General features: G+C 69.5%; 16 protein-coding genes and 1 pseudogene. 4 read left to right on the top strand and 13 right to left on the bottom strand.

Features of this window, described 5'->3' with window-relative positions:
• Positions 1-4 precede the first annotated feature (4 nt).
• The 3 genes and pseudogenes from ACLARN_RS14865 to ACLARN_RS14855 form a co-directional block, all read right to left on the bottom strand.
• Positions 5-2,575, bottom strand: a complete 2,571-nt coding sequence (locus tag ACLARN_RS14865; RefSeq protein WP_409491968.1) for an FtsX-like permease family protein — start codon at positions 2,573-2,575, stop codon at positions 5-7.
• Between the two features lie 4 nt (positions 2,576-2,579).
• Complete coding sequence (locus tag ACLARN_RS14860; RefSeq protein WP_409491967.1) at positions 2,580-3,320, bottom strand: ABC transporter ATP-binding protein; 741 nt, start codon at positions 3,318-3,320, stop codon at positions 2,580-2,582.
• A 198-nt stretch (positions 3,321-3,518) separates the two neighbouring features.
• Positions 3,519-3,860: pseudogene (locus ACLARN_RS14855) on the bottom strand (GABA permease); the annotation flags it as partial.
• A gap of 65 nt (positions 3,861-3,925) precedes the next feature.
• Between ACLARN_RS14855 and ACLARN_RS14850 the strand changes: the two are divergent.
• The 4 genes from ACLARN_RS14850 (at position 3,926) to ACLARN_RS14835 (ending at position 6,439) form a co-directional block, all read left to right on the top strand.
• Positions 3,926-4,081, top strand: a complete 156-nt coding sequence (locus ACLARN_RS14850; RefSeq protein ID WP_409492166.1) for a hypothetical protein — start codon at positions 3,926-3,928, stop codon at positions 4,079-4,081.
• A 29-nt stretch (positions 4,082-4,110) separates the two neighbouring features.
• Positions 4,111-5,310 (top strand): sensor histidine kinase, encoded by a 1,200-nt coding sequence (locus tag ACLARN_RS14845; RefSeq protein ID WP_409491966.1) that lies wholly within the window; start codon positions 4,111-4,113, stop codon positions 5,308-5,310.
• Positions 5,298-5,945, top strand: coding sequence for a response regulator (locus tag ACLARN_RS14840; protein WP_409491965.1), 648 nt, complete (start codon positions 5,298-5,300; stop codon positions 5,943-5,945). Before ACLARN_RS14845 ends, ACLARN_RS14840 begins: the two co-directional genes overlap by 13 nt.
• A gap of 299 nt (positions 5,946-6,244) precedes the next feature.
• Positions 6,245-6,439 (top strand): hypothetical protein, encoded by a 195-nt coding sequence (locus ACLARN_RS14835; RefSeq protein WP_125782913.1) that lies wholly within the window; start codon positions 6,245-6,247, stop codon positions 6,437-6,439.
• Here the strand turns inward: ACLARN_RS14835 and ACLARN_RS14830 are convergent.
• The 10 genes from ACLARN_RS14830 to ACLARN_RS14785 all read right to left on the bottom strand — a co-directional run bounded on the left by ACLARN_RS14830 (position 6,436) and on the right by ACLARN_RS14785 (position 21,734).
• Positions 6,436-9,747, bottom strand: a complete 3,312-nt coding sequence (locus ACLARN_RS14830) for a serine hydrolase (protein ID WP_409491964.1) — start codon at positions 9,745-9,747, stop codon at positions 6,436-6,438. The genes ACLARN_RS14835 and ACLARN_RS14830 overlap by 4 nt on opposite strands.
• Positions 9,744-10,736, bottom strand: coding sequence for an ABC transporter ATP-binding protein (locus tag ACLARN_RS14825; RefSeq protein ID WP_409491963.1), 993 nt, complete (start codon positions 10,734-10,736; stop codon positions 9,744-9,746). The genes ACLARN_RS14830 and ACLARN_RS14825 overlap by 4 nt, the downstream gene beginning before the upstream one ends.
• Entirely contained in the window at positions 10,733-12,631 is a 1,899-nt protein-coding gene (locus ACLARN_RS14820; RefSeq protein ID WP_409491962.1) for a dipeptide/oligopeptide/nickel ABC transporter permease/ATP-binding protein, read from the bottom strand. Before ACLARN_RS14820 ends, ACLARN_RS14825 begins: the two co-directional genes overlap by 4 nt.
• Positions 12,632-13,612, bottom strand: a complete 981-nt coding sequence (locus ACLARN_RS14815) for an ABC transporter permease (RefSeq protein ID WP_409491961.1) — start codon at positions 13,610-13,612, stop codon at positions 12,632-12,634. It abuts the gene before it with no gap.
• Positions 13,612-15,210, bottom strand: a complete 1,599-nt coding sequence (locus ACLARN_RS14810; RefSeq protein WP_409491960.1) for an ABC transporter substrate-binding protein — start codon at positions 15,208-15,210, stop codon at positions 13,612-13,614. The genes ACLARN_RS14815 and ACLARN_RS14810 overlap by 1 nt, the downstream gene beginning before the upstream one ends.
• 9 nt (positions 15,211-15,219) lie before the next feature.
• Complete coding sequence (locus tag ACLARN_RS14805) at positions 15,220-16,122, bottom strand: serine hydrolase (protein ID WP_409491959.1); 903 nt, start codon at positions 16,120-16,122, stop codon at positions 15,220-15,222.
• Positions 16,119-17,507, bottom strand: coding sequence for a serine hydrolase domain-containing protein (locus ACLARN_RS14800; RefSeq protein WP_409491958.1), 1,389 nt, complete (start codon positions 17,505-17,507; stop codon positions 16,119-16,121). Before ACLARN_RS14800 ends, ACLARN_RS14805 begins: the two co-directional genes overlap by 4 nt.
• A gap of 120 nt (positions 17,508-17,627) precedes the next feature.
• Positions 17,628-18,539 carry a serine hydrolase gene (locus tag ACLARN_RS14795; RefSeq protein ID WP_409491957.1) on the bottom strand — a complete coding sequence of 304 codons (912 nt, stop codon included), beginning with the start codon at positions 18,537-18,539 and terminating at the stop codon, positions 17,628-17,630.
• A 143-nt stretch (positions 18,540-18,682) separates the two neighbouring features.
• Positions 18,683-19,942, bottom strand: coding sequence for an MFS transporter (locus ACLARN_RS14790; protein WP_409491956.1), 1,260 nt, complete (start codon positions 19,940-19,942; stop codon positions 18,683-18,685).
• Positions 19,943-20,093: 151 nt separating this feature from the next.
• Entirely contained in the window at positions 20,094-21,734 is a 1,641-nt protein-coding gene (locus ACLARN_RS14785; RefSeq protein WP_409491955.1) for a PucR family transcriptional regulator, read from the bottom strand.
• Positions 21,735-21,754: the final 20 nt, after the last annotated feature.

Genomic DNA, 21,754 nt, shown 5'->3' with positions numbered 1-21,754 from the left:
CCGTCTATTCGCGGAGACCGATCGCCTCGATCGGCTTCGACCACAGCGCCACCCGCGTGGCCAGGCCGAGGGAGACGAGGCCGAGCAGGATCGCCCCGGCGATGACCCCGCCGAACACGACGATCGGGCCGGACGGCAGCGGCGTCCCTCGCAGTCCGAGATTCAGCAGTACCAGGGGAATTCCCGCCACCACCGTGCCGAGCAGGGCCGCGACCCCCACCGTCGCCAGCGCCTCGAACCGCATCATCCGGATCACCTGGCGCTTCGTGGTGCCGATCAGCCGCAGCAGCGCGAACTCCCGCGACCGCTGCGCCGTGCTCATCACCAGCGTGTTGGCCACCGAGATCACGACGTAGCCGAGGATCACGCCGACCGCGACCAGGTTCACGTAGAACTGGGCCTGCTGCTGGCCGCCGGCGGGCGCGGCCACCGCCGATCCCGGTGTCACGGCCAGCCCCGGATAGCGGACGGCGAGGTCGCGCAGCGCGGCGGTCACCGTCGCGGTGTCAGCGGTGGGGTCCTGCCGCACGAGCACCGAGTCGTCCATCCGGTCGCCGGTATGCGCCCTCGCCAGGTCGGCCGGCAGCACGTAGCGGCCGAACGCCTGGTCGCGGGTGTAGGTGGCGACCAGCCGCAGCTTCGCCGGTGCGCCGTCGGCAAAGTAGAACTCGACCTCGTCGCCGATCTTCTTCTCGTACCAGTCGGCTTCCGGCTCGCTCATCGCCACGGTGTTCCCGGTCAGGTCGGTGATCTTGCCCGACACGACGCCGAGATCGAGGTTGCCCCGCACGTTGGCACCGTCCAGTCCTTGTGCCGCGTACCGCTCGACGCGCAGGCTTTCCTGTTCCTGCACCGTGTTCATCACCTCGGTGCGCACGACCGGGGTCGCGGCGGCGACACCGGGGACGCGCCGCGCGGCCTCGGCGACCTCCGGGGACAGACCGCCGGTGGCACTGGCGAGCACGTGGTCCGCGGTGGTCGACTCGACGGTCTCCTCCTGCCGGGCGGCCGCGGCGGTGGTCTGGCTGTAGAACATCGTCAGCGCGAACGAGACCGCGAGCATCACCGGCGTCACCGCGGCGGCGAGGCGCCGCGAGTTGGCCTGGCTGTTCGCGGCGGCCAGGTAACCGCTGATCCGCGAAATCCGGTTGAGCACCGGCGCGATCAGCTTCGTCATGAACGCGACCACCGTCGGGCTGATCACGGCCAGCCCGATCACGATGATCAACGACGAACCGCCTGAAGCCGCGAGCCCCGCCTCACCGCTGAGGAAGATCGGGACCATCGAGCCACCGAGGCCGGCCACCACCAGCGCACTGCCGATGATGACGCGCACTCGGCCGAGTTCACGCCGCTCCACCGCGGCCTCGCCGAGCGCCTCCACCGGGCGGATCGACGACGGACGCCGCGAAGCCGACCACGCGGCCAGGCGGGCCGTACCAAGGCCCAGCGCCAGCGCGGCGACGAGCGGGATCGGGCTGAGCGCCAGTTCGAAGTCCGGCGGGATCACTCCGACTGCCCCGAAGGCGTTCCTCAAGCCGAAGCCCACCGCCACGCCGAGGCCGCTGCCCAGCACTCCGGCGACCGACGCGACCAGCATCGTCTCGGCACCGATGAGTTTGCGGATCTGCTGGGGTGTCGCCGCGATCGCCCGCAGCAACGCGAACTCGCGGCGGCGTTGGTTGATGACCAGTGCCAGCGTGCTGGCCACGACGAACGCCGCGATGAGGAGCGCGAAGCCGCCGAAGGAGCCCGCGAGCGCCATCAGCAGCATCCGGGTCTGGCTGACGTCGAGGAATTCGACCGTGCTGCGCTCGACCCCGGTCGTCACCGTCACCTTGTCGGTGCCGACCGCGTCGCTGATCCGGTCGGCGAGGTCGCCCGGTGTGACACCCGGGTCCGCCAGCACGCCGATCGCGTGCACCTGGCCGGGGGTCCCGGCGAGTTCGGTGGCTTTCTCCGGCGAGAAGAACACCGACGACTGCCGGGAGAGGCCGTCACCCGACTTCGGCGCGGCGATCCCGGAGACCCGGAACTCCACCGGCGTCGAGCGGACGGCGATCTTCACGCGCTGCCCGACGGCGACACCGCTTCGGGCGGCCAAATCGGCGTCGAGGACCACCTCGTCGGAACGGGTGGGCGCCTCGCCGTCACGCAGCGAGAACGGCGCCAGCGCGGCGGCGTCCCAGTTGTGCCCCAGTGACTGGCCGCCCTCCGGCCCGGTCAGCGCCTGTCCGTCGGCCGTCACCACGTTGGCGGGGAAGCTCTGTTCCGCCACCACGCCGCGGACCCCCGGCACCGACGTGATCGTCCCGGCGATCGTCACCGGCACCGAAGCCTGCTCCCCGACCTGCTGGCTTTCCATCGGGCCGGCACCGGGCGGGTCGACCGTCTGCTGCCCACCGACGACGACCGCCGCGTCGGCGTACCGCTGCGTCGGGACGCCCGCCCGCAGCCCGGATTCCATCAGGATGCCGCAGCCGGCGACCAGGGCCGTCCCGCAGAGGATCGCGATGAACGCGCCGATGAAGCCGCTCAGGCGGGTCTTCGTCGTCTGCCATGCCAAATCCCACATGACGTCACCACTCCCCGAGGTGGGTCATGCGCTCGGCGACGCGTTCCGGCGTCGGCTGCGGGAGGTGACCCGCGAGTTTGCCGTCGGCCAGGAACAGCACACCGTGCGCGGCCGACGCCGCGACCGGGTCGTGTGTGACCATCAACACGGTCTGCCCCATATCGTCCACAGTGGAGCGAAGCAGGTCGAGAACCTGACGCGCCGTGCGGGTGTCCAGCGCTCCGGTCGGCTCGTCGGCGAGGACGACCTCCGGCCGGGTGATGAGCGCGCGGGCGATCGCGACGCGCTGCTGCTGGCCGCCGGACAGTTCCGACGGGCGGTGTTCGAGCCGCTTCGCGATCCCGACGCCTTCGACGATCTCGCGCATCCACTGCGGGTCGGGCTTCTTCCCGGCCAGCCGCATCGGCAACGTGATGTTCTGCAGAACATTCAGCGACGGCAACAGATTGTAGGCCTGGAAGATGAACCCGATGCGGGTCCTCCGCAGCTCAGTGAGCGCTTTCTCCTTCAGCCTGCTCAGTTCCGTGTCCCCCAGCAGTACCCGCCCCGAACTCGCCCGGTCCAGCCCGGCCGCACAGTGCAGGAAGGTGCTCTTGCCCGAACCCGACGGTCCCATCACCGCGGTGAACGTGCCTCTGCGCACCTCGACGGTCACCCCGTTCAACGCCGTGACCGCGCCATCACCGGATCCGTAGACCTTGCTCACGGATTCCAGCTTCAAGGCGCACGCGCCCCCTGCATTCATTGCTTTCCCCTTAACGGTGGTGATCTCTCCCGTCTGAACCTACGGCCGTCGAGGGGTGGAAACGATCCCGCGTGAGGGAAGACTCGTGGTAGCGCTGGCACCACCATGCGGCGGGACCGACGCCGAGTCGCGAAAGCCACTTTCGGGACATCTGGCGTCCCGAAAGTGGCTTTCGCGACACAGCCGTTGCGGGGCTTGTCACTCCCGGACGGCGGCGGAGGCAGCGTCCTGTTTGGACTCGTCCGGGACGGGATCGGCGGGAGCCGCCGGAACCTGGGCGACCGGTTTGCCGCGCCGCCTGCGGATCTCGAAACCGAGAAGGATCAGCACGAGCGTCACCGCGCTGAGCCAGAACTGCGAGCGGGTCGACGGCAGCAGCGCCATCGCCAGGATCACCCCGGCCATCAGCGCGATGGTCGTGTAGCTCAGCCACGGGAACAGCCACATCTTGAGCGTGAGCTTGGCCGGATCCTCGCGTTCCAGGCGTCGGCGGAGCCTCACCTGCGCGAGCGCGAGGTACACGAACAGCGCGACGGCGCCAGCGCCCGGCCAAGCAGGTCGAGACCCTGCTCGCGCTGCCCAGTCTCGGCTGGGTGGAGGTGCCCGTGAGCGTGCTCCTCGCGGTCGCGGGAGCCGCCCTCGCCGGTGATCTGCTGGGAAGAGCGCTGAGCCGCCGGGTCGGCGACCGGTCCGTCCGCTGGTCGGTCCTCGTCCTCTCGGCGGCCGGTGGCGCGCTGACGTTGGGGCACGCCGCGTTCTGAACCCCGGGCCCGGATGGGAGACTGTCCGGGTGATCACCCGGCTCCGGTCCTGCTGGTCCGCGATCCGGTTCCTGGCGGTCGGCGCGGCTTCTTCCATGGTCTCCTGGTTCGTTCTCGTCGGCATGCTGTTCGTGCTGCTGATGTGCCCGTTCGGCGTCGGGATCCCTGCCGTGCCGCACGCGCTCAAGCTGATCAGGTACCCGGTCAACTTCGAGCGCCGTCGCGCCGCGCGACTGCTCGACGAGCCGATCCTCGAGCCGTACCGGTCCGGGAACCCGGTGACCGACCCGGCCTCGCGACGGGACCTGGGATGGCTCGCCTTCCACGCCGCCACCGGTTTCGTCATCGGCATCTTCGCCATCGCCTTCCCGCTCGGCGGGGTCCGCCAGGTGGTCACCGCGTTCATCTGGCCGGCGATACCCGGTGGGGTGCAGAGTTCGCTCGGCTTCATGGTGACGTCGTGGCCGATGGCCGCCCTCAGCCTGATCACCGGTGTCGGCATGATCGCGCTGATGTTGCTCTACCCCCGGTTGGCCCGGTGGCAGGCGTCCATCGCGCGCAAGCTGCTCGCGCCCGCTCCCGGTGTCGTGCTGACCGACCGCGTCGTCGAACTGGCCGCGTCGCGTGCCGCCGCGCTGGAGGCGCACGGCGCCGAACTCCGGCGGCTGGAACGGGATCTGCATGACGGGACGCAGGCGAGGATCGCCGCGGTGGTGCTGCAGCTCGGGATCGCCGACTCGATCTTCGAGAAGGATCCCCAGAAGGCGCGGGAGTTGCTAGGCAAAGCCCAGGACACCGCGACCGGCGCGCTGGCCGAACTGCGCAGCGTCGTGCGGAGCATTTACCCGCCGCTGCTGACCGATCGCGGTCTCGACGGCGCTGTCACGGCGCTGGCCGATCGCTGCCCCGTTCCGTGCACAGTGGACGTTCTGAGCGACAGCCGCCGTCCCGCCGCGGTGGAGGCGGCCGCCTACTTCGTCGTCGCCGAGATGCTGACCAACATCACCAAGCACTCCGGCGCCGAACACGCCTGGATCACCCTCGACGGCACCGCCGACACCCTGCTCATCGAAATCCGCGACGACGGCCACGGCGGCGCCGACGAATCGGGCGGCTCCGGCCTGTCCGGGATCCGCAAACGCGCCGAGGCGTTCGACGGGACCTTGCAGTTGTCCAGCCCCGCCGGTGGGCCGACCGTACTGAAAGTGGAGTTGCCATGCGGGTCGTGATCGTCGAGGACGACGCGCTGCTGCGCGAAGGCCTGGTGCTGCTGCTGAACACGTCCGGCATCGACGTCGCCGCGGCCGTGGACAACGTGGACGAGTTCCTCGAAGTGGTCACCAAGGACCGGCCCGACGCGGTGATCACCGACGTCCGGCTGCCGCCGACCCACACCGACGAAGGTCTCCGTGCCGCCGTCAAGGCGCGAAAGATGCACCCGGGGCTGCCGGTGCTGGTGTTGTCCGCACACGTCGAAACCGGCTACGCGGCGGAACTCCTTGCCGACGGCAAAGGCGCGGTCGGATATCTGCTCAAGGAGCGCGTCGGAAAGGTCGAGAAGTTCCTCGACGCGCTGGACCGGGTCGTCAAGGGCGGGACGGCGATGGATCCCGAGGTGATCACCCAGCTGATGGCGCACCGCCGGGCGACCGATCCGCTCGAAGGGCTGACCGCGCGGGAACGTGAGGTGCTCGGGCTGATGGCGGAGGGCTACAACAACACGACCATCGCGGAGCTTCTGGTGGTGAGCGATGGCGCGGTGCACAAGCACATCCGGAACATCTTTGCGAAGCTCGGGTTGCCGGAGGACAGCGGGCATCGGCGGGTGCTGGCGGTGTTGGCCTACTTGAGCGGGAAGGGCTGAGAGCCAGGAAGGTTCGTGCCCCTGCCGTTCCGTGAAGGCCCCCTTTCCTCGGCTGAGCCGAGGAAAGGGGGCCTTCACGCGCTGTCGCTGTGACTGGTGGTGCCACTGAGGCTCAAGGTGGCGACCCGGGAGCCGAGCAGGTTCCCAATGTCGCATTGGAGACGCTGAGCGTCACTAATGCGACATTGGGAACACCCCGACACCGACACCGGAACGGGTCGCGGGGTAGCGCCAGCACCACCCCGCGACGGGGGTCACTCCCCTGTTCACCCTCCCCGCCGTTCAATAACGTCTTTCCCATGAACGACACCAAAAACGCCGGCGGCACGATGGTCACCGCCTCTCTCTGGCTCGTCCTCCTCGTCAGCGCCGCCGCCAACTCGATCGGACAGTTCGCGGGGATGGACTGGACCCTCCGCATGATCGCGGGAGGCGTCTCGGTCGTCTGCATCGTGCTTCTGGTCATCCGTTACGTGGCACGGCGGCGAAGCTAGACCTTCGGTGTCGCACGCACGCCGTGGTGCAGGTACGGCTCACCGGTCGGCAACGTGTAGAAGGTGACCGGCATCCAGGTCCGCGCACCCGGCTCACGGCAGACGTAGAGCGAGTCGGTCACCGGGACCAGGTCGAACTCCTGTGTCTTCTCCGGCACGAGTTCGGCCAGCGGTCCCGTGGCGGTCTGCCGGAGCCGGAGTCCGTCCCCTTCGGACAGCACCTCCATCGTCACACCGGCCCGTTCGTAGACACCGACGTGCCTCGAACCGTCGACGGTGACCGGAGTCGCGGGTGGTTCCAGCGGCCGCGGCATCGCCACGTCGGCGAGTTCGGCGAAGATCTCGCGGTACAGCTCCTGGAAAAGGTCGCGGGTGTTGCCGCCGTTGGTGAGCAGGGTGACGGCGAGCCCTTGATCGGGTAGCAGCCGCAGGAACGCGGACTGTCCGATCGTGTTGCCGTCGTGGCCGATGACCCGCCGCCCGCTCCAGTCGTCGCGGATCCAGCCGAGACCCCAGGAGTCACCGAGCGAGTGCTTGTCGGGGATGTCGGCCTGTTTCTCGGCCATCGCGGTGGCGGACGCCGTCGTCAGGATCCGTTCACCGGAGGGAGTCAGGCCGCCGGTCAGGTGCAGGCGGGCGAATCCGAGCACGTCCTTGGTGGTGGCGGTGATCAGACCCGCCGGGCCCATGTTCCGCGGCAACCCCCAGATCGGCGCGGGCCGCAGGTCTTCGTCCGCGCCCGCGACATGACCGACGGCGGCGCGGAACATCAGCGCCTCCTCGGGCAGGGTCACGGTGTGGGTGAGGCCGAGCGGAGCGAACAGCTTCTCCCGCATAGCGGCGTCCCAGCTCAGGCCGGTGAGCTTCTCGATCACCCGGCCCATGAGCACGAAACCGGAGTTGCAGTAGGAGAACGTCTCGCCGAGCGGATGGTTCTGCGCGGCCTGGTCGAGGATCTCGACGTAGCGCTCGAGACAGTCGTCGCCCCGACCGGTGTCGGTGAAGACGTCGCCATCGATCCCGCTGGTGTGCGTCAGCAGGTGCCGCATGGTCACCTGCTTGGCGACGTCCGGGTCGGCCAGCCGCAATTCGGGGACGACGTCGGAAATCGGCGCGTCCAGATCCAGCAGCCCTTCGTCGACCAGTTGCATCACCACAGTCGCGGTCCACACCTTGGACACCGAGCCGATCTGGAACACCGACTCCTCGGTGACCTCGACCCCGGTCGCGGTGTTGAGTACACCGAACGAAACGTGCGTCTCCGTGTCGTCCCCGACTCGCACGATGCCCAGCGCGGCACCGGGGACGCGGTACTTGCGCGCCAGTTCGGCCAGGCGCCGCTGCCAGTGCGCCGCCTCGATCGGCACTCGCGACACCCCGTCCGCCGGTTCCGCGTACTGCTCGACCCATTCGAGGACGCGCCGGTTGAAGTCGAGGCGGTGCGAAGGCGGGCCGTCGAGGATGAACAGATGCGAGGCGCCCGGGTACAGCACCAGCCGCGACGGGACGCCGCGCGCACGCAGGGCGCCGAACCACTGCTCGGCCTGGCCGACCGGGCATCGCTCGTCTTCCGCCCCCTGGATGACCAGGGTCGGCGTCCGCACCTGGTCGACCTTGGCGAACGGTGAGAACGCCGAGTAATCCCGGGACCGGTCGCCGAGCTCACGGACCGCCAGGTAGTGCCCGGCGTCGGAGGTGCCCTCCATACTGGTCAGATCGCTGACCACGCCACCGGTGACGGCGGCGGCGAAGCGGTTGTCGCGGCTGGTCAGGTAGCAGGTCATGAAGCCGCCGTAGCTGTAGCCCGCCACGGCGAGCCGGTCGGCGTCGGCGATCCCATCGGCAACCAGCTGGTCAAGCGGTTCGAGGAAGTCGCGGGAATCGGCGACGCCCCATCCGCCGACGGCACCCGTGAAGAAGTCCTCACCGTAGCCGTCGCTGCCGCGCGGGTTGAGCAGCAGCACCGCCCAGCCGCGCGCCGCGAGCTGCTGGTGGTAGAGGTGGATCGAGTCGGCCGCACCATTCCAGGCGTTGTGCGGGCCGCCGTGGATGTCGAGCAACAACGGCGCGGCACCGGTCTGGGAAGGGTCGCGCAACAGCCAGCCGTGGACGACGGTGCCGTCACCGATGGTGAATTCCCGTTCCTCGTGACGGAAGAGCTCGACCTCGGCGACCGAGGCGCCATGCTGAGTGCGCACGTCAACAGCGCCGGTGGCCGGGTCGACGACCGCGACCTCGCCGAACGAGGTACCCGTGGCCAGGACGACCACCACCTTGCCACCCGCGATGTCCATTCCGGACACGACGTGGTCGACGCCCCCGAGGACCGCGCGCGGATTTCCGCCGTCGATGTCCACTGTGTACAGATGGGTGCAGCCGCGGTCACGGACGCCGAACAGCACCGAACCACCGTCCGCGCTCAGCTGCGGGAGAGCGCCGGGATAACCGGCGCCACCGGACATGACGTTGCGGTCCAGGGAAGCCGTCAGGTCGACCGGGTCACCGCCGTCGAGCGGGACCCGCAGCAGCCCGAGATGGCCGACTTCGGTGTCGCCCCGGCCGGTCACCAGGAGTTCGCGGCCGTCGGCGGTCCAGGCGACCGGGCCCGCCATGCCCTCGCCGGAGCCGATAAGTCGCGGCTCCGAAGTCTTCGTGGCCACGTCGAGAACGTAGGCACCGGACCGGAAAGTCAGGTCCGCGTCGGCGTCCCGTCCGGCGGAGAACGCCAGGTGCGTACCGTCGGGCGACCAGGCGGGATCACCGGCGTGCCAATCGCCGAAGGTGACCTGCCGGACTTCCCGCGTGGCGACGTCGAGGACGTGCAGATGCTTGCGGATGGTCTTGATCAGCCCGGCCCCGTCGGCCTTGAAGTCCAGCCGGTCCGCCACCACGGGGGCGTTCGACGCGGGTTCACCGCCCGCCAGGTCGACAGCCGCCGAGAACGCGATCTTGCCGCCGTCCGGGCTCCACACCGGAGCGCCCGCCCCGAGCGGAAGTTCGGTGATCTGTTCGGCCTCCCCGCCCGACGACGGCAGGAACCACACCTGCGGCGGCCCGTCCTCTGCCCGCAGGAACGCGATCCGCGTCCCGTCCGGCGCCCAGTTCGGTGCCACGTCAGCGGTTCCGCGTGTGAGCTGCCGGGCCTCACCGGTGGTCGCGCCGATCTCCCAGAGCGTGTTCACGTTCCGGTCCTCGTCGCGGTCCGCGGTGCGCAGCACGTAGACGATCCGGTCGCCGTCCGGTGACAGCGAAGGCTGGCTGGGGACGGCGATCGCGTACAGGTCGTCGAGTTCGAGACGTCGGGTCATGGTGCGCTTGCTCCTCGGGAGATCGCGGGCTGGTGGCTCTCGGTTTCGCTGAAGTGGCAGGCCGCCGAGTGACGTCGGTGTGCCGAGCCGTCGGTGGGATCCGCCTGGAGGCAGAGTTCGCGGTCGGCGCGCACGAGCGGGCCGACCGGACAGCGGGTGTGGTAGCGGCATCCGGCCGGCGGGTGGTGCGGGTCCGCGGGCTCGGTGTCGGCGGTCACCTCGTCCGCGCCGGTGTCGAACAGCGAGGTGTGCGCGGACGGAGCCGCGGAGAGCAGATCGCGGGTGTAGGGATGCTGCGGATCGGTGAGCACCTGCTCGGCCGGGCCGACCTCGACGATCCGGCCGAGGTACATCACGGCGACGATGTCACTGAGATAGCGCACTACGGCGAGGTTGTGCGAGATGAACAGCATCGACAGGCCAAGCCGCCGTTGCACGGACCGGACGAGGTTGAGCACCGCGCCCTGCACCGAGACGTCGAGCGCGGAGGTGATCTCGTCCGCGATCAGCACCTCCGGCCGCCCCGCCAGCGCACGGGCGAGCGCCACCCGTTGCCGCTGGCCGCCGGACAGCTGCCCCGGCAGGTGACCGGCGCGCTCCGGATCGAGGTTGACCAGTTCCAGGAGCCGGGCGACCTCGTCCCGCCGCGCGTCGCGACCGGAAAGGACATCGCGCGGGATCGCTTCGGTGATCGACTCCCCGATGCTCATCCGGGGGTCCAAAGAGGAATACGGATCCTGGAACACCATCTGCAACGGACGGCGCCGGGGCAGCTTCCGGACATCCACCCCGCCCAGCAGGACCCGCCCGGCACTGACCGGCGAGAGCCCGACGGCGGCGCGGGCCAGCGTAGATTTCCCCGAGCCCGACTCACCGACGAGCCCGACGACCTGTCCGGAAGGGACGGTCAACCCGACATGGTCGACCGCGGTGAGACCACGTCTCCCGCCGTACCGCACGCTCACCGCGTCGAAGACGAGATCGCTCATTCCGCACCTCCGGCGGTCACGGTTTCCTTGGCGGGCTGGGAAAGCGGCGCCGGGTACCAGCACGCGACGCGGTGCCCGGATTCCACGCTTTCCAGCACCGGATCTTCGAGACGGCACCGATCGGTCGCGGCGGGACACCGGTCGGCGAAGGCACAGCCGGTCGGCACGCGATCCGGTTCCGGCGGACGGCCGGGGATCACCGCGAGCGGTGCGTCGCGATCGGTGTCGAGGTCGAGCGTCGCGGCCAGCAGCGCCCGCGTGTAGGGATGCCGGGGCGCCCCCGCCGACGGCAGGTCCTCGACCACCCGGCCCGCGTACATGACCAGCATCCGCTCGCAGGTCTGCGAAACGACCGCGATGTCATGACTGATCAGGATGATCGCCGTGTTCCGCTCGGCCCGAGTCTGCGCCAGCAGGCGCAGCAGCTGCCGCTGCACGGTGACGTCCAGCGCCGTGGTCGGTTCGTCGGCGATGATCAGCCGCGGGTCGCCCATCAGGCCCATGCCGATCATCGCGCGCTGCCGCATCCCGCCGGAGAACTCGTGCGGGTACTGCTTCGCCCGCCGTTCGGCGGCGGGGATCCGCACGGCACGCAACCGGTCCACGGCACGCTCGAACGCCTTGGCGCGCGGAAGGCCCTGGTGCTGTTCGGCGACTTCGGCCAGCTGACGGCCGATCCGCCTGGTCGGGTTGAACGAGGTCATCGGATCCTGGAACACCATCGCCAGCGACGTGCCCAGCAAGCCGCGCAAGTCCCGTTCCGAGGTAGTCAGCAAGGGTTTCCCGGCGAATTCGAGCCGGTCCGCGGTGACCACGGCCGGCGCTTCGACCAGCCGCGACACCGCCAGCCCGGTCAGGCTCTTCCCCGATCCCGACTCGCCGACGACACCGATCGCCTCACCCGCGCGGACCGTGAAACTCACCCCGCGCACCGGGACCGTCCAGCCCGCCGGACGTGGGAACGCCACTTGGAGGTTCTCCACCACCAGGACGGCGTCGTCACGATCCTCGATGACGACCTCCCGTGCCGGCGTCACCGGTCGCGGCGCGAGCTTCCGCGAGCCGGTGCGGACCCCGATCACCCCGGCCACGGTCTCCCCCACCAGGTTGAAGGCGAGCCCCGCGAGGACCACCGCGACACCGGGCGCCAAAGCGGCCGCCGGGTTGACGTAGATCCCGTTGAGTCCTTCGCCGAGCAGCCGTCCCCAGTCGTATTCCGGTGCCTGCACACCGATTCCGAGGAACGACAACCCGGAGAACGCCAGCAGGCAGGCGCCCGCGCCGATGGTCGCGTTCACCACCAGCGGTTCACCGATGTTGGGCAGGATGTGCCGGACCAGCAACCGGATCCGGCCGACGCCGGAGATCCGCGCGGCGGACACGAAGTCCTGGCCCGCCACGGAAGCCGACAGTGTCTGGGCCAGCCGCGCGAACGCCGGTGCCAGCGCGAAGCCAACCGCCATTACCGCGCCATGGGTGCCGACGCCGAAGATGACCGAGAAGAACAACACCAGCAGCAGCCCGGGGAACGCGACCGCGATGTTCACCGCCGACGTGACCAACCGGGCGGCGGGCCGAGGCAGCAGTGAGGGCAGCGTGCCGAGGACGAGTCCCGTCACCACCCCGATCACCGTCGCGAGCAACGCCAGCAGCACCGAAAGCCGGGTCGCCACCAGGACACGGAAGAGGATGTCGCGACCGAGGTCGTCGGTCCCCAGCCAATGCGCCGCGGACGGGCCTTGGCCGATCGCGTCGGTGTCGATCGCGAAAGCGTTGTCGTGCCAAAGGATCGGGGCCAGTACCGCGAGCCCGAGAACCACGACGAGCAGCGTCGCCGAGAAGGCGCCCACCGGGGTGCGCAGGGCAGCGGACCATTTCGCGTGTCGATTAGCCACTTAGCTCTCCCGGATCGTCGAACGCGGATCGAGGACGGCCAGCAGCACGTCCACCGTCAGATTCACCAGCAGCACCCCGATGCCGTAGACGAGCACGATCCCTTGCACCAGCGGATAGTCCTTCTGGAGGATCGACTGCGCGATGGTCGAACCGAGACCAGGCCAGGCGAACACGTTCTCCACCAGCACCGTCCCGGCGACCATCCCGGTCAGCATGAGCCCGCCCATGGTCAGCGTCGCGGTCAGCGCGTTCGGCAGCGCGTGCCGGAGGTAGACCAGCCGCGCGGGCAACCGTTTCGCCCGCGCGGTGCGGATGAAGTCGTTGCCCAGCACCGAAAGCGTCTCTACCCGGACGATGCGGGCCAGCACCGAGGCCGGGCCGAGCGCCAGCGCGATGACCGGGAGGACGAACGAACTCGCGTCGGCGTTCCCGGCGACCGGGAACCAGCCGAGCTGGACCGCGAAGAACGCGACCAGCGCGACCGCCACCAGGAACTCGGGAATGGCCGCGAGCAGCACGCTCGTCGAGGTGAACGCCAGTTCGCTGCCCCGCCGCCTGCCACCGCGGGTCAGCACGGCGAACAGGACGCCCAGCGGGATCGCGACCACGATGACCACCGCGAAGGCGGGCAACGCCAGTTGCAGGGTGGCGGGCAGCCGGTCGCCGATCACCTCGGAAACCGGCTGCCCACTCGTCATCGACGTCCCGAAGTCACCGGTGAACAGCCCGCCGAGGTAGTGGACGTATTGCAGCCACAGCGGATCGTTGAGGCCGAGGGCCTCCCGTCGCGCGTTCACCAGTTCCACCGGCGCGGTCAGCCCGAGCGCCGCCCGGACCGGATCGCCGGGGATCAGCTGGATCATCAGGAACGCCGTGGTGATCAAGACCCACAGCGAAACCACGAACCGGCCGAAACGACGCCCTGCGAACGACAGCCAGGGACTGCCCCGCAACCCGGCAGGAGCGAGCGCGACCGTCATCAGCTGTACATCCGGATCGACGACGGCTCGACCGAACCGAAACTGACCTTGAATCGCGCGTCGCTGCCGAAGGTCGGGATGACCGAGTTCACGTAGGGAACGACGTCCAGCCGCTCGATGAGCGCGGTTTCCGCGGCGAGCCAGGTCGCGCAACCGGAGTCACCCGGCAGCTTCGCCGCCTCGACGACCTGCGACTCGTACCGCTGGTTCTCGATGTGCGCGAAGTTCGTTCCGGCGGGCGGTTTCGGTCCCGAGACGAACGGGACGGCCTGACTCGGCAGCAACAGGGTCACCGGCGCGAGCGAGATGTCCCACTCACCGGTGTTGAAGAGCGCCTGGCTGGTCCCCGGGCTGTCGAGACCCTTGAGCGTGACCTCCGCGCCGGCGGCCTTCCAGGACTGCTGCATCAGTTCGGCGGAGGGCGCCATCGTCGGCCCCACCTGGGTGCCGTAGATGGCGGTCAGCGCGAGCCGCTTGCCGTCCTTGACCCGCACGCCGTCCGTGCCCGGTTTCCAGCCCGCCGCGTCGAAGCCCGCCTTCGCGGCGGCGACGTCGAACGCGGGTAGCTTTCCGCTCACCGCGTCGCCGGCGCACGCCCTTGGCTCGGTGGTGACCATTCCCTGGCTGGGCGCGCCGGAGCCGCTGGTGAGCACCTTGCCGATCTGGGCCAGGTCGAGTGCCTGCACCAAGGCGCGGCGAACGACCGGATCGGCGCCGGCGCGACCGGGTGCCTGGTTGAAGAACATCTCGCCCATCGGCACGACCTGTTCGCCGTGGTACAGCTTCTGGGCGCGCAGGCGCTGCTGGTCCTGACCGGTGATCCTGGCGGCGTTGAGTTCACCGGACAGCAGCAGGTTCGCGGCGGTCGTGGTGTTCGGGATGACCCGGAAGACCACCTTCTCCGGCAGTCCTGGCTGCTCACGCTGCCACTCCCCCGGTCCCCACGCGTAGTCCTTGCGCCGGGTGAGGGTGTAGTGGTCGTTCGGCACGATCTCGGACATGGTGTACATGCCGGTGCCGTACTTCCCCTTGGCCAGCGCCTGCCGGTCGGTGACGCCCTTGCCGCAGACGATCGGCAGACCGCCCACGTTGCGCAGGAGGAACGCGTCCGGCGCCCCGCTGGTGACGGTGATCTTCCTGGCCGCGTCGTCCGCGGTCGCCTTCGTACCGGGCGCGATCGCGAGTCCGGCCATCGGGGACTTGTTCGCGGGATCGCCGATGAAGCCGATGTTCGCCGCCACGTCGCTCGCGGTCAGCGGGGTGCCGTCGTCGCAGGTGAGTCCGTTCCGCAGGGTGAAGGAGGCCGTGGTCGTGGTGGCCTCCCATTTCTCGGCGAGACCCGCGATCGGCTTGCCCGTCTCGTCGAGGTTGATCAGGCTGTCGTAGAGGTAGCGGCCGATGTCCAGCGCGACCGCGAGCACGGTCATCGCCGGGTCGAGCGCCCCCGGATCCGTGCCGATCGCCATGGTGAAGGTCTTGCCTTCGGTCAGTTTCTGATTCGCGGTCCGGTCCTCCCCGGATTGCGACGTCCCCCCGCACGCGCTCACGGTCAAGGCCACCACGCTCGCGATAGCGGCGGTGAGCCGGGCTTTCTTCATGGGGTTCTCCTACGGGGTCACGGTCTGCGCACGAAGGTGTTCGACGGCGAGGCGGGCGGCCTCACCGATGGCGGAATCGACCGCGGGCAGGCGGTCGGCGAGGGAGTCGGCGCGGGTGAACACCGCGACGGCGTACCGGCGACCGTCCACATGGGTCACCACCCCCGCTTCGTTACGGACAGCGGGAAGGGTTCCGGTTTTGGCCGCGATCGCCACGCCCGCCGGGAAGCCGGACGAGATCCGATGCGGCCAGATCTGCTGGGCCATGATCGTCCGCACGCGTTCGCAGGCGGCCGGGTCGCCCGCGCGGTCGGTCCAGATCGCGTCGAGCAGGGTGGTGATCTCGCGCGGGGTCGACGACGTGGTGCGGTCCGGGTCGACCACCGAGAGCTTCCACAGCTGTTCCTCGCTGGCCCCGGCGAGGACGGCTTCCAGATCGTCGTCCGGTTTCGCGCCGAGGTCGGCGATGACGGACGCGAACAGGTCCTCGCAGCAGCCGATCAGCCGTGTCCTGGCGAGTCCGAGATCGGCAAGCACCTGGTCGACGGCCGCCTGCCCGACCCGGTGGTAGATCAGGTCGGTCGCGGCGTTGTCGCTCATCGTCAGCATGAAATGCGCGAGGTCGCGCCAGCTCATCTCGACGTCGTCGGCGCAGCCGGCGGTGCCGATCCCGCCGATCCGGTAGCGCGCGGTGACGCGGGTCCGCTCGGTCTCGTCGAGTCTGCCCGCGGCCACCTCCCTGGCGAATGCGACCGCGAGCGGGATCTTGAACACCGACGCCAGCACGACCTGGTCGTCCGCGCCGACGCCGACTTCGGGACCATCGGGTACGCCGACCTCACGGGCGTGCACGAAGCCGCGCGCGCCCGCCCCGGTGAAGACCGCCTCGATCTCGTCGGCGATCGGCGTCACCGGCTCACCCGCCGGTCGGCGCGTCCGGTGTGGACGTACAGCGCGCGCCCGTCGCCGTCGTCACCGACGAAGGCGTGCGGCATGTGCAGGCCAAGACCGTCGTGTTCGACGACCAGGGTGTCGCCCTTGTAGCCGAGGAGCCTGCTCTTCTCCGGACCCGTTCCGAGATCGGCGAAAACCCCCTTCGGCGTGCGCTCCAGCCACAGGGCGCCTTCGTCGTCCTGACTGACGACGATGTCCGCCACCTGTGAGGAGTACTCGCCCACGTAGCGGGAGGGATCGGCCGGGGCCTCCGCGGCGTTGGGCTCGGGCAGCGGCGGGACCTCGACCCCGGCCAGGTCGCGCAGCACCTTCCGGAAGATGTCCAGGTAGAGATGCATCGGCTTGCCGCCGTTGGTCAGCAGCGCCACCGCGACGTTGCTGCCCGGCACCACCCGCAGGAACGCCGACTGGCCGATGGTGCCGCCGTCGTGGCCGATCACCGGGCCGCCGTCCCAGTCGAAGATCATCCAGCCGAGCCCCCACGCCCCGCCCATCAGGCCGAGGTAGGGCAGTTCGACCTGGCGCTCCCACATGGCGCGCGCGGTTTCGGGCTTGAGCACCTGGGTGCCGTCGTCCGCGCGGCCTTCGTTCAGGTGCATGCGCACGAAGGTGAGCAGGTCGCGCGGCCGCATCGCGAGATGCGAACCGGCGGGGACGTTCGAGCGGGTCAACGCCCAGACGGGCGCCGCGACCGGTTCGTCGTCCGGCGTCGGCTGGACGTGGCCGATCGCGGCGCGGTACCGGATGGCGTCGTACGGCCCGGCGGCGGCGTGGGTCAGCCCGAGCGGCGCGAAGAGGTGCTCGCGCACGCAGTCGTCGTAGGACTTGCCGCGCAGGACCTCGACGATCCTGCCGAGCACGCAATAACCGGCGTTGTTGTAGGAGAACATCTCCCCCGGCTTGAACAACTGGGGGACGTCGGACAGTGTCGCCACGAGCTTCGCGACGCAGTCGTCGCCCTGCCCGGTGTCGGTGAAGATGTCGCCCTCGAACCCGGACGTGTGACAGGTCAGCTGCCGCACGGTGATCCGCGACGCGGCGTCGTCGTCGGAGAGGACGAACTCGGGAAGGTAGTCGCGGACCGGCTTGTCGAGGTCCAGCCTGCCCTCGTCGACCAGCTGCATCGCGAGAGTGGTCGTCCACACCTTGGTGATCGAACCGATCTGGAAGACGGAATCCACAGTGGACTCGACGCCGGTCCCCTTGTTCAGCACGCCTGCCGCGTGGTCGATCACCTCACCGTTCGCGAAGACGGCGACGGCCGCGCCGGGCACCTGGTGTTCGGCCAGCAGGGCGGGAAGGTTCTGTTCGAGCCAGGTATCGATTTCGGAAAGTTTCGACATGGGCATCCTCGTCCGTGGAAAGGGTGGACCGGCAGTTCCCGGAATGCTAGGACGGTGACGGGCGTCACCGGTTCGTGCGGAACGACGAGAGCGGCGGGAAAATTCATCCGTGCGGACGAATCATTCGCTCCCGGCCTCGGGAAGCCTGAGCCATTCCACCGCCTGCGCGGCGGCGAAGCCGATGAACGCGTCCCGCTCCGGCACCCGCGACCGCGCGTCGACGGCGTCGGTGAAAATCCCTACCGCGTAACGACCCCCATCCGGGTACTCGACCACACCGACCTCGTTGCGCACCGACGGCAGGGTCCCGGTCTTGCCACTGACGCGGATCCCGTCGTCCGGGAACCCGGACCGCAGCCGATGCGGCCACACCTGGAGTTCCATCCAGCGCCGGACGTCCGCGCACGCGGCGGGCGAAGCCGCCTCGTCACGCCAGAGCAACCCGAGCAGCCGGGTGATCTCCTCGGCGGTGGTGGCGCAGGTCTGCTCCGGTCGTAGCGCGCGCAACGCGACGATCCGCTCCATCGGGAGCTCCGTCAGCAGCCTTTCGTCGTCCTCGTAGGAGATCCCGAGGTCTTCCCCGATGCTGCCGAGCACCTCCCCGCAGTCCTGCGGCACGGTGGTCTGCTCGAAACCGAGACGCCGCAACGTCTTCTCCGTCGACTCCTTGCCGACACGAGCGAGGATCAGGTCGGTCGCGACGTTGTCGCTGATCCCGATCATCAGGATCGCGAGGTCGTACCAGGACATCGTGATCTCATGCCGGAAGGTGGCCAGACCGTACGGGCTCGGCGTGGGGTGTCCCGGCGGGATGGTGATCCGCTCGCCGAGGTCGAGCACGCCGTCCGCGGCCTGCCGCGCCAGTTCCAGCGCGATCGGGACCTTGAAGACCGACGCCGTCACGACGGGCGCGTGTTCGTCGACGCCGATCCGCCGGGTGCCGTCGATCTCGGCCGCGTGCAGCCGGACGCGGACTCCGGCCTCCTTCGCGTGCTCGTTGATCGTTTCGATGACTTCGGACGCGGTGGGCATGGGACTCCTGTCTAGGTTGGGGGAAAGGCACCGGTGGCGCGTCGGTCAGCGTGCTGATCCGGGTGTCGCGAAAGCCACTTTCGGGACCTCTGATGTCCCGAAAGTGGCTTTCGCGACATCCCCGGTGCGCGGTGTGGTGCTGTCTACTTAGGACTCGCTCCGGAGAAGGTGAACTGCGCGGGGTTCTGCGGCACCCAGAACGCGATCACGGCGGTGAGGAAGGTGGTGCCGATGAGGAAACCGAACGCGGCGGTGTAGGAGAAGGCGTCGGCGAGCCAGCCCATCGCCACCGGGGCGACCGCGCCCGCCACCTGGCCGCCGAAGTTCATCACGCCCATGCCGATCCCGGTGACCTCCGTGGGCAGCACGCGTAACGGCAAGCCGAAGACGGCCATCGTCGCCAGGCCGAAGACCGCGAGGGCGAGCGTCTCGTAGAGGGTGAACTCCGCCGTGCTGTCCGCGTTGACCATCAGCGTCAGGAGCACCACGGTGACCAGTGCGATCGAACTCAGGTACCAGCGGCCGTGGTCGTGGAAGTAGCGGTCGAAGAGCCAGCCGCCGAGGATGGTCGTGCCGATGCTGACCAGCATCGGGATCGCCGCGAGTACCCCGGTCTGGCTCAGTGACAGGCCACGCGTCTCCAGCAGGTAGCTGGGGACCCAGGTGATCAGGCCGTAGTTCAGCATGTTGGTGACGCAGAACAGCAGGGTGAACTTCCAGACCACGAAGGACTTCAGTACCTGTTTGCGCGAGACCGCGGGCGCCGCCGTCTCGTCGCGCGGGAGGCTGCTCAGCTCCTTGGGAAGCGCTTTCGGCAAGAGCGTCCAGACGACCACGCCGATGATCGCGCCGACCCCCGCCATCCAGAAGAACGTGTGCCGCCAGCCGATCGCCATCAGCAGCGGCCCGACGATCAACGGCGCCAGCCCCGCGCCGATCCCGCCGGCGGACAGCATCACGCCGGTTACCGTCGCGCGGTTTCCGGGGGTGGTCCGTTCCGCGATCGCCTTGAACGACGCCGCCGGGAAAAGCCCCTGGCACACACCGAAAAGACCACGGACGACCAGCAGCATGCCGAAGGTGCCCGCCATCCCGGTCATCGCGGTGAACGCCGACCAGAGCAGCAAGGTCACCAGCATCGGCCCGCGAGAGCCGTACCGGTCGGCGAGGAAACCCGCCGGGATCTGGCAGACCATGTAGACCAGCGCGAACACGGTCACGAGCCAGCCTTGCTGGGTCTTGCTGAGATCGAATTCGGCGCCGATCATCGGCAGGGCCATCCCGATCGAGAACCGGTCGATGTAGTCGACCGCCCAGGCGAAGACCATCACCACCATGGTGATGAGCGCCGTCCGGTTGATCCGCCGCGCTGTCCAGGTGTCCTCTTTGACCACTGTTGTCATGGCGCCTCCGCGGGAAACGTTGGGAGAGAAGGAGAACGGCGCCGCAGAGGCGCCGATCACTCATTCTGAACAGCGGGTGGCGAGCAGAGTTCGTGCGTTCACACGAACATCCGGAGGTCTTTCGGGCGCGGTGGACCAACTTCGCCGGTGGTCAGGACTCCTCGGCGGGCGCCCCGGTCTGTGTGTCACGGGGAAGCAGCCGGAGTTGCAGCATGGCCGCGAACCGCTCCCCCGCGTCGTCGAGATCGATTTCGCCGACCTCGGCGAGGCGCCGCAGCCGGTAACGGAAGGTGTTCGGGTGGACGTAAGCCGCGGCGGACGCGGCACCGATGTCACCGAAGGCGTCCAGCCAGCACCGCAGGGTGTGCACCAGTTGTGACTGATGCTGGGCGTCGTAGGCGAGAAGCCGCGCGACAGGTCCTGTCGCGACGTCTCCCCTCGCCGCGGCGAGATCGGCCAGCTCCAGCATGAGCGCGTCGACGTGGACGTCCTCCACGGTCGCGACGCGTTTCGCGCGGGCGTTGGTGAGCAGCACGCGCAACGCCCGGTCGGCGCCGTCCCGCGAGGCACGCAGGCCGGAGCCGTCGAGCGCGAGCGGTCCGATGCCGATCGCGGCCGCCGCCCGGCGTCCGGTGCGCTCCAGGAAGGTCGACGCGACCCGCACCGAACGCTCCTGGCAGTCGGCGTGACTGCCAGGCATCGGGACGATGCCGTAAGCGACGTCGCCCACCAGAGCGACGGCCGAACGCGGCTGGACGGCACTGAGGTGCATGGCCAGCGCGTCGGCGACCCGCTGGCGGTCCGCGACCAGGCGGAGATCGTCGTCCGGGGCGGACGCGCCGAGCAGGCCCATGGCGAGCACGATCGACGGCTGTCCCAGCAGGCCGAGCCGGGCGATGGCCTCCGGTGCCCCGGCGCCGCCTTCGAGCGCCGTACTCACCAGATCCGCGCGCAGCCGTCGTTCGACGTCGGCGCCCGCGCGCAGCCGGAGCATGTGCAACGCGACCAGCTTGGCGGCGTCGATGAACGCCTGGGTCCGCTCCTCGCTGAGTGGTTTCCGGACCGCGGCCCAGATCGACCCGAGTACTTCGTCGCCGGCGCGGACGGCGAGCGCCACACGCGGGATCGTGATCTCGTTGTCGTCGTAGCGCTGCGGATCGACGTAGACGGGCGTGTGGTCGCGGTACAGCCTCTCGAAGACGCCGTCCCGTTCCAGGCCGCGGGCGAACCGCTCGGGCACCTGACGGCCGAGGATGGTCTCGACCCGGGAAGGATCCGCCTCGTCCTGGCGCCCGGAGAACGCGAGAATCCGGTTACTGCGGTCCTCGATGGTCACCGGCGCGTCCAGCAACGCGGCGACCGCGTTGGCCAGGGCGAAAAGATCACCGGACGGCATTCCGCCGATGGTCTGCGGCGAGACCTCTCCGATGTCTCCCTCGGCGAGCAACGTCCTGAGCATGGCGGCGAGCTGGGCCCAGGACGCGCCGTGCGCGAGCCCGAGCAGGGCGACCCCGGACGAGTCCGCGGCGCGCCGGAGTTCCGGCGTCGGGGTGACGGGAGACCGGACGACGAGTGCCGCCGCGCCGCTCGCACCCACGTCGTGCAAGAGGCGGACGATCTCGTCGGGCTCGCGCACCCCGACGCCGAGCACGACGGCCTTCGCGGGAAAGTCGGACTCGTCGTGCGGATCGTGGATGACCACCCCGCCGAGCTGCTTGCGGGTGGTCCGGCCAACCGCGACCGGCTCCAGGAGCACGTCCCCGAGGTCCTCGAGGACGCGTCCCAAACTCATCTGTGGCTTGCTGGGCACCG

The sequence above is a fragment of the Amycolatopsis sp. cmx-11-12 genome (assembly GCF_046269425.1).
In the GTDB taxonomy this organism is placed as follows: Bacteria; Actinomycetota; Actinomycetes; order Mycobacteriales; family Pseudonocardiaceae; genus Amycolatopsis.
Note: the sequence above shows the minus strand (reverse complement) of the source record. Positions and strands in the feature narration are given on the sequence as shown.

Coding starts and splice junctions, on each gene's coding strand:
- ACLARN_RS14810 (WP_409491960.1), bottom strand. CDS start 15,210: ATGAAGAAAGCCCGGCTCACCGCCGCTATCGCGAGCGTGGTGGCCTTG.
- ACLARN_RS14815 (WP_409491961.1), bottom strand. CDS start 13,612: ATGACGGTCGCGCTCGCTCCTGCCGGGTTGCGGGGCAGTCCCTGGCTG.
- ACLARN_RS14795 (WP_409491957.1), bottom strand. CDS start 18,539: ATGCCCACCGCGTCCGAAGTCATCGAAACGATCAACGAGCACGCGAAG.
- ACLARN_RS14840 (WP_409491965.1), top strand. CDS start 5,298: ATGCGGGTCGTGATCGTCGAGGACGACGCGCTGCTGCGCGAAGGCCTG.
- ACLARN_RS14800 (WP_409491958.1), bottom strand. CDS start 17,507: ATGTCGAAACTTTCCGAAATCGATACCTGGCTCGAACAGAACCTTCCC.
- ACLARN_RS14830 (WP_409491964.1), bottom strand. CDS start 9,747: ATGACCCGACGTCTCGAACTCGACGACCTGTACGCGATCGCCGTCCCC.
- ACLARN_RS14785 (WP_409491955.1), bottom strand. CDS start 21,734: ATGAGTTTGGGACGCGTCCTCGAGGACCTCGGGGACGTGCTCCTGGAG.
- ACLARN_RS14860 (WP_409491967.1), bottom strand. CDS start 3,320: ATGAATGCAGGGGGCGCGTGCGCCTTGAAGCTGGAATCCGTGAGCAAG.
- ACLARN_RS14790 (WP_409491956.1), bottom strand. CDS start 19,942: ATGACAACAGTGGTCAAAGAGGACACCTGGACAGCGCGGCGGATCAAC.
- ACLARN_RS14865 (WP_409491968.1), bottom strand. CDS start 2,575: ATGTGGGATTTGGCATGGCAGACGACGAAGACCCGCCTGAGCGGCTTC.
- ACLARN_RS14835 (WP_125782913.1), top strand. CDS start 6,245: ATGAACGACACCAAAAACGCCGGCGGCACGATGGTCACCGCCTCTCTC.
- ACLARN_RS14825 (WP_409491963.1), bottom strand. CDS start 10,736: ATGAGCGATCTCGTCTTCGACGCGGTGAGCGTGCGGTACGGCGGGAGA.